Here is a 6,882-nt window from a genome sequence, read left to right on the forward strand (position 1 = left end):
AGTAGTTCACCCAGACGCTGCCCGCACGCAGCTTGCGCGCCACGCGGTGGGCGCGGCTGATGTCCCGCGTCCACACGCCGGCCGCCAGTCCGTACTCGCTGTCGTTGGCCATCCGCAGCGCTTCTTCCTCGCTGTCGAACGCGATCACCGACAGCACCGGCCCGAAGATCTCTTCGCGGCTGATCGTGTGGTCGTGCGCGACGTCGTCGAACACGGTCGGCTCGATGTAGCAGCCGCCGTTCACCACGTCGGCGCGCAGGCCGCCCAGCGCCAGACGGGCACCCTCGGCCTTGCCCTTCTCGATGTAGTCGAGCACGCGCTGCGTCTGGCCTTCATCGACCATCGCGCCCATCGGCGCGCCGGGGTCGAGCGGATGGCGCGGGCGCATGGCCTTGCCGGCTTCGACCACGCGGGCGACGAACTCATCCTTGATCGAGCGCTGCACCAGCAGGCGAGAGGCCGCGGTGCAGACTTCGCCCTGGTTGTAGAAGATGCCGCCGGCCGCGGCCTTCGCCGCCACCTCGAGGTCGTGCGCATCGGCGAACACGATGTTCGGGCTCTTGCCGCCGCACTCCATGTACGCGCGCTTCATGTTCGACAGGCCCGCGCATTGCAGCAGGCGCTTGCCGACCGCGGTGGAACCGGTGAACACCAGCCCGTCCACGTCCATGTGCAGCGCCAGCGGTTCGCCGGCGGTCTTGCCGAAGCCCGGCACCACGTTGAGCACGCCGGCGGGGATGCCCGCTTCGATCGCGAGCTCGGCCAGGCGGATCGCCGTGAGCGGCGACTTCTCCGAGGGCTTCAGCACGATGGAGTTGCCCATCGCCAGCGCCGGGGCCAGTTTCCACGTGGCCATCAGCAGCGGGAAATTCCACGGCACGATCGCGCCGATCACGCCCAGCGGTTCGCGCGTCACCAGGCCGAGTTCATCCTGGCCGGTCGCGGCGACTTCGCCGTAGACCTTGTCCAGCGCCTCGGCCGTCCAGCCCATGCAGCGGATGGTCGCGGCGACGTCGACGCTGCGCGCGTCGCCGACCGGCTTGCCCATGTCGAGCGATTCCAGCAAGGCCAGTTCGTCGGCATGCCGTTCGATCAGTTGGGTGAGCTTGAGCAGCACCTTCTTGCGATGGGTCGGCCGCGCGTTGGACCACGCGCCCGCATCGAAACTGCGGCGCGCGGCGGCGACCGCGCGATTGATGTCTTCTTCCTGCCCATCGGCCACCCGGCCGAGCACGCGGCCGTCGATCGGGCTGACGCAGTCGAAGGTCTTGCCCGAGGCGGCATCGACGTATTTGCCGTCGATGAAGGCCTGCGTGCGGATCGACAGCGCACCGGCCATGGCCTGCCAGTCCTGTTGCGTGCGGGGGTTGCTCATGGGAACTCCTGGCTGTGTTCCCTTCTCCCAGCGGGAGAAGGTGGCGCGAAGCGCCGGATGAGGGGCGAGCGGAGATGCGTTGTCCGAATCATCCGGACTCCCTCGCCCCTCACCCCAACCCCTCTCCCATTGGGAGAGGGGCATGATTTCAAAACGTTGCCGGCGTATTCGCGCTGACGATCACCGCATCTTCTTCACCGACATTGCGGAAGCGATGCGGCGTACGGCTTTCGAAGTAGTAGCCCTCGCCGGCCTTCAGCACGCGGACCTGCTCACCGACGGTGACCTCCACCTCGCCGGCGATCACCACGCCGCCCTCTTCGCCGTCGTGCAACAGCATGCTGTCGCCGGTATCGCTGCCGGGCGGCATCACTTCGCGCAGGATGCACATCTGGCGCTGCGGGCGGTGCTGGCCCACGAGGAAGTAGTGGATGCCGTTGCTGCCCACATCCGGCAGCTCGTCGGCGACATAGAACGGGCTGTCGGGCAGCCCCTTCTCCAGGTCCAGGGTGAAGAAATCGGCCAGCGAGATCGGGATGCCGTCCAGCACCTTCTTCAACGAACTGACCGAGGGGCTGACCTTGTTCTGCTCGATCAGCGAGATGGTGCTGTTGGTGACGCCCACGCGCTTGGCCAGCTCGCGCTGGCTGAGGCCTTTGGATTTGCGGACCAGTTGCAGGCGCGCGCCGATGTCCATCACCACCCTGGCAGGAAAGCGGAAAGTGTTGCGGGATACTTTACACCCCCGGGCAGGCCGGTCAATCCGGGCTCTCCACGATATTGGGCAGGCCAGTAAACGAAGTCGGGCGGGGCCGGGACAGTGCGGCGAATCCGAGCTCCGGCACGGTTGTAAAGTTTTTTCAACGCGCTAAGCTGCGCCCATCCGCCCCGCCCCCTGGAGCCGCGATGAGCGCCGACGACACTTCTTCCCGCGCCCTGGCCGATCACTACGCCCGCCAGAACCTCGAGGCGCCCGCCTCGCTCGACCACTTCTGGATGCCGTTCACGGCCAACAAGCAGTTCAAGGCCAAGCCGAGGCTGCTCGCCAGCGCGTCGGGCATGTACTACAAGGATGTCGACGGCAACGAGGTGCTGGACGCCACGGCCGGCCTGTGGTGCTGCAACGCCGGCCATTCGCGGCCGCGCATTGTCGAGGCCGTGAAGCAGCAAATCGGCACGCTCGACTTCGCGCCCAACTTCTCGATGAGCTCGCCGCTGCCGTTCAAGCTGGCCGAGCGCCTGGCCGCACTGGCGCCCGGCGACCTCAACAAGGTGTTCTTCAGCAATTCCGGCTCGGAAGCGGTCGACAGTGCGCTGAAGATCGCCCTGGCCTACCACCGCGTGCGCGGCGAAGGCCAGCGCACGCGCTTCATCGGCCGAGAGAAGGGCTACCACGGCGTCGGCTTCGGCGGCATGTCGGTGGGCGGCCTGCCGAACAACCGCAAGTGGTTCGGCCCGGGTCTGCCCGCGGTCTCGCACATCCGCCACACGCTGGACGTGTCGCGCAATGCGTTCTCGAAGGGCTTGCCGCCGCACGGCATCGAACTGGCCGAAGATCTCGAGCGGCAGATCGCGCTGTACGACGCCTCCACGATCGCTGCAGTTATCGTCGAGCCGATCTCCGGCTCGGCCGGCGTGGTCATCCCGCCGCAGGGCTACCTGCAGCGGCTGCGCGAGATCTGCGACAAGCATGGCATCCTGCTGATCTTCGATGAGGTCATCACCGGCTTCGGCCGCGTCGGCCATGCCTTCGGCGCGCAGCGCTTCGGCGTCACGCCGGACATGATCACCGCCGCCAAGGGCATCACCAACGGTTGCGTGCCGATGGGCGCCACGTTCGTCTCCGAGCGCCTGTTCGATGCCTTCATGAGCGGGCCCGACAACGCCATCGACATGTTCCATGGCTACACCTACTCCGGCCATCCGCTGGCCTGCGCCGCCGCGCTCGCCACGCTGGACACGTACGAAGAGGAAAACCTGTTCGACAAGGCGTTGTCGCTGGGCGACTACTGGCAGGAGGCCCTGCATTCGTTGAAGGGTCTGCCGAACGTGATCGACATCCGCAACTTCGGCCTGGTCGGCGCCATCGAACTGGCCCCGCGCCAGGGTGCGCCCGGCACCCGGGCCTACGACGTCTTCGCCCGCACCTTCCACGAAGGCCACCTGCTGACCCGGGTGACCGGCGACGTGATCGCCCTGTCGCCCCCGCTGATCGTGGAGAAGGACCACATCGACCGGATCGTGAACATCCTGGCGGACACCATACGGGCAACCGCGTAAAATTACGGATCAACGGCCCCAGCGCTCCCCCTCGCGCGAAGCCCCTTCCCGCTACTGGAGAGCAACATGCTGATTGGCGTCCCCAAGGAAATCAAAAACCACGAATACCGCATCGGCCTTACGCCGTCCGGTGCGCGCGAACTGGTCTCGAATGGCCACCAGGTCATCGTCCAGCGCGACGGCGGCAAGGCCATCGGCCTGACCGATGAGCAGTACGTCAAGGCCGGCGCGGAGATCGTCGACACCGCGGCGGAAATCTTTGCCCGCGCCGACATGATCATCAAGGTGAAGGAGCCGCAGCCGAACGAGTGCGCCATGCTGCGCCCCGGCCAGGTGCTCTACACCTATCTGCACCTCGCGCCCGATCCTGAGCAGACCAAGGCGCTTGTCGCCTCCGGCGCCACCTGCATCGCCTACGAAACCGTCACCGACCGCAAGGGCGGCCTGCCGCTGCTGGCGCCGATGTCGGAAGTGGCCGGTCGCATGTCGATCCAGGCCGGTGCGCACGCGCTGGAGAAGGCGCAGGGCGGCTCCGGCGTGCTGCTCGGCGGCGTGCCCGGCGTGAAGCCGGCGGAAGTGCTGGTGATCGGCGGCGGCGTGGTCGGCATCAACGCCGCGCGCATGGCGATGGGCATGAACGCCCACGTCACTATCCTCGACCGTTCGCTCGACCGCCTGAAGTATCTGGACGAGTTGTACGGCCACCAGCTGACCACGATCTACTCGACGCGCGATGCCATCGAGGAACGCCTGCCCGATACCGACCTGGTGATCGGTGCGGTGCTGATCCCCGGCGCCGCCGCGCCCAAGCTCGTCTCGCGCGACCAGCTGAAGCTGATGCGCCCGGGTTCGGTGCTGGTGGACGTGGCGATCGACCAGGGCGGCTGCTTCGAGACGTCGAAGGCCACCACCCACCAGAACCCCACGTACGAAGTCGACGGCATCATCCACTACTGCGTGGCCAACATGCCGGGCGGCGTCGCCCGCACGTCCACCTTCGCGCTGACCAACGCCACCCTGCCCTTCGCGGTGCAGCTGGCGAACAAGGGCGCGAAGCAGGCGCTGCTGGACGACGAGCACCTGCTCAACGGCCTCAACGTGCACGCCGGCAAGATCACCTACAAGGCGGTCGCCGACGACCTGGGCTACACCTACGTGCCGGCGCGCGAGGCGCTGGCGTAAGACGCTGTCCCTTCTCCCCGCAGATGCGGGGAGAAGGTGCCCGAAGGGCGGATGAGGGGCACGCCGGAGCCGAACCGCCCTACGTCGCACCGAAACACTCGAACACCCGGACACTCGATACACCTCATCGCACCTTCCGCACGGGCGCCGTCGCCCCTCACCCGCCCTCCGGGCACCCTCTCCCCGCACGCGGGGCGAGCGATTCCACCAGGTAGTCCGTCATGACCGAAGCGCTGCACCATTTCTTCAACGGACAGCGGGTGGAAGGCGGCAGCGGCCGCCACGGCGATGTGTTCGACCCCGCCACCGGCACTGTCACTGTACGCGTGCCGCTCGCCTCGGCCGACGACGTGAAGCAGGCGGTGGACGCGGCGTCCGCTGCCTTTCCCGCGTGGGCCGCGACGACCCCGTTGAGCCGCGCGCGGGTGATGTTCCGCTTCAAGGAACTGCTCGAGGCGCAGGCCGGCGAGCTGGCGAAGATCATCACCTCCGAGCACGGCAAGGTGCTCTCCGACGCACGTGGCGAAGTGACCCGCGGACTTGAAGTCGTGGAGTTCGCCTGCGGCATCCCGCACCTGCTCAAGGGCGAGCATTCGATGAACGTCGGCCGCGACGTGGACTCTTGGAGCGAGTACGCACCGCTCGGCGTCGTCGCCGGCATCACGCCGTTCAATTTTCCCGCGATGGTGCCGCTGTGGATGTTCCCGGTGGCGCTGGCCTGCGGCAACACCTTCGTGCTGAAACCCTCGGAGCGCGATCCGTCCGCGGCGCTGTTCATGGCCGATCTGTTGAAGAAGGCGGGCCTGCCGGATGGCGTGTTCAACGTCGTCCACGGCGACAAGGCCGCGGTGGACGCGCTGCTCGATGAACCGCGCGTGCAGGCGCTGAGCTTCGTCGGCTCCACGCCGATCGCCGAATACATCTATGCGCGCGGTTCCGCGAACGGCAAGCGCGTGCAGGCCCTGGGCGGCGCGAAGAACCACATGGTCGTGCTGCCCGATGCCGACCTGGATGGCGCGGTGTCCGCGCTGCTGGGGGCCGGCTACGGCTCTGCCGGCGAGCGCTGCATGGCGATCTCGGTCGCGGTCTGCGTGGGTGATGCCACGGCGGATGCGCTGGTGGCGACGCTGGCTCCGAAAGTGGCGGCGCTGAAGATCGGCCCCGGCTGCCTCGACCCGGAAATGGGCCCGCTGGTCACCGGCGCGCACCGCGACAAGGTGCGCGGCTATGTCGATGCCGGCGTTGCGGAAGGCGCGAGCCTGGTCGTCGATGGCCGCGGCCATGTCGTCGATGGGCACGCGGATGGGTTCTTCCTCGGTGGCTGCCTGTTCGACCGCGTCACGCCGGAGATGACGATCTACCGCGAAGAGATCTTCGGGCCGGTGCTGTGCGTGATGCGCGTGCCCGACCTCGATGCCGCGCTGCGCCTGGTCAACGAGCACGAATACGGCAACGGCACCGCCGTGTTCACCCGCGACGGCGGCGCGGCGCGCGAATTCGCCCACCGCGTTCAGGCTGGCATGGTCGGCATCAACGTGCCGATCCCCGTGCCGATGGCATTCCACAGCTTCGGTGGCTGGAAGCGTTCGATCTTCGGTCCCCTGCACGTGCACGGTCCCGACGGCGTGCGTTTCTACACGCGATTGAAGACGATCACCGCCCGCTGGCCCGAGACGCATGCCGCCGAGTTCGTGATGCCGACGATGAAGTAAAGTCGGGGCCGGTTCCCTCGAGGTGCTGGCCGATGTCCCTGCATTCCCTCCGCATTCTGTTTTGCCTTGCCTGCCTGACGGCCTCCACGGTGGCGTCCGCGGCCGGCCCCGTCGCCCTGGTGCGCGTCGCCTTCGACCGCGACGGCGTCGTCAGTACCCGTGCGGAAGGCATGGCGGACCTCGCCACCGGTCGCACGGTGACCGCCGACGACCCCGTGCGTGTCGCCTCCATCTCCAAGCTGGTGACCACGATCGGCGTGATGCGGCTGGTAGAGGCCGGCAAGCTCGATCTCGATGCCGACGTCTCGACCTACCTGGGCTGGACGCTGCGCC

6 protein-coding genes are annotated in these 6,882 nt (G+C 67.6%); 4 read left to right on the forward strand and 2 right to left on the reverse strand.

The annotated features are described in order from the left end of the window. Together CYU89_RS18585 and CYU89_RS18590 are read right to left on the reverse strand one after the other, a co-directional pair. Positions 1–1,375: aldehyde dehydrogenase (locus tag CYU89_RS18585; protein WP_296283066.1), on the reverse strand; the 1,375-nt coding region annotated here is incomplete at its 3' end. 148 nt (positions 1,376–1,523) lie between these two features. Continuing rightward, positions 1,524–2,072 (reverse strand): cupin domain-containing protein, encoded by a 549-nt coding sequence (locus CYU89_RS18590; protein ID WP_296283067.1) that lies wholly within the window; start codon positions 2,070–2,072, stop codon positions 1,524–1,526. A gap of 209 nt (positions 2,073–2,281) precedes the next feature. Between CYU89_RS18590 and CYU89_RS18595 the strand changes: the two genes are divergently transcribed. From CYU89_RS18595 to CYU89_RS18610, 4 genes are all read left to right on the forward strand, one after another. Then, positions 2,282–3,655 carry an aspartate aminotransferase family protein gene (locus CYU89_RS18595; RefSeq protein WP_296283068.1) on the forward strand — a complete coding sequence of 458 codons (1,374 nt, stop codon included), beginning with the start codon at positions 2,282–2,284 and terminating at the stop codon, positions 3,653–3,655. A gap of 66 nt (positions 3,656–3,721) precedes the next feature. After that, the gene (gene ald, locus CYU89_RS18600; protein ID WP_296283069.1) at positions 3,722–4,837 is read left to right on the forward strand and encodes an alanine dehydrogenase; all 1,116 of its coding nucleotides are present in this window, start codon (positions 3,722–3,724) and stop codon (positions 4,835–4,837) included. 221 nt (positions 4,838–5,058) lie between these two features. Further along, entirely contained in the window at positions 5,059–6,549 is a 1,491-nt protein-coding gene (locus CYU89_RS18605; protein WP_296283070.1) for a CoA-acylating methylmalonate-semialdehyde dehydrogenase, read from the forward strand. 32 nt (positions 6,550–6,581) lie between these two features. Further along, the coding region (locus CYU89_RS18610) for a serine hydrolase domain-containing protein (protein WP_296283071.1) at positions 6,582–6,882 on the forward strand (301 nt) is incomplete at its 3' end.

This window comes from Pseudoxanthomonas sp., from assembly GCF_002863005.1.
GTDB lineage: Bacteria > Pseudomonadota > Gammaproteobacteria > Xanthomonadales > Xanthomonadaceae > Pseudoxanthomonas_A.